Origin of the sequence: Photobacterium andalusiense (assembly GCF_900185625.1) — a bacterium.
GTDB classification, from domain to species: Bacteria; Pseudomonadota; Gammaproteobacteria; order Enterobacterales; family Vibrionaceae; genus Photobacterium; species Photobacterium aquimaris.
Genome location: NZ_FYAJ01000051.1, coordinates 1 through 753 on the forward strand (window position 1 = coordinate 1; position 753 = coordinate 753).

Genomic DNA, 753 nt, shown 5'->3' on the forward strand with positions numbered 1-753 from the left:
ATTGCCGCAGCTTCGGTGTATAGCTTAGCCCCGTTAAATCTTCCGCGCAGGCCGACTCGACCAGTGAGCTATTACGCTTTCTTTAAATGATGGCTGCTTCTAAGCCAACATCCTGGCTGTCTGAGCCTTCCCACATCGTTTCCCACTTAGCTATAACTTTGGGACCTTAGCTGGCGGTCTGGGTTGTTTCCCTCTTCACGACGGACGTTAGCACCCGCCGTGTGTCTCCCGGATATTACTTACTGGTATTCGGAGTTTGCAAAGGGTTGGTAAGTCGGGATGACCCCCTAGCCTTAACAGTGCTCTACCCCCAGTAGTATTCGTCCGAGGCGCTACCTAAATAGCTTTCGGGGAGAACCAGCTATCTCCGAGTTTGATTGGCCTTTCACCCCTAGCCACAAGTCATCCGCTAATTTTTCAACATTAGTCGGTTCGGTCCTCCAGTAAGTGTTACCTCACCTTCAACCTGCCCATGGCTAGATCACTCGGTTTCGGGTCTAATCCTAGCAACTAATTCGCCCAGTTAAGACTCGGTTTCCCTACGGCTCCCCTAAACGGTTAACCTTGCTACTAAAATTAAGTCGCTGACCCATTATACAAAAGGTACGCAGTCACCCAACAAGTGGGCTCCTACTGCTTGTACGTACACGGTTTCAGGTTCTATTTCACTCCCCTCACAGGGGTTCTTTTCGCCTTTCCCTCACGGTACTGGTTCACTATCGGTCAGTCAGGAGTATTTAGCCTTGGAGGATG

Annotated in this window: 1 rRNA gene; it reads right to left on the reverse strand. The window is 50.3% G+C overall.

Annotation, left to right across the window (positions count from 1 at the left end):
• Positions 1–753: ribosomal RNA gene (locus PAND9192_RS20380) — 23S ribosomal RNA — on the reverse strand; the annotation flags it as partial.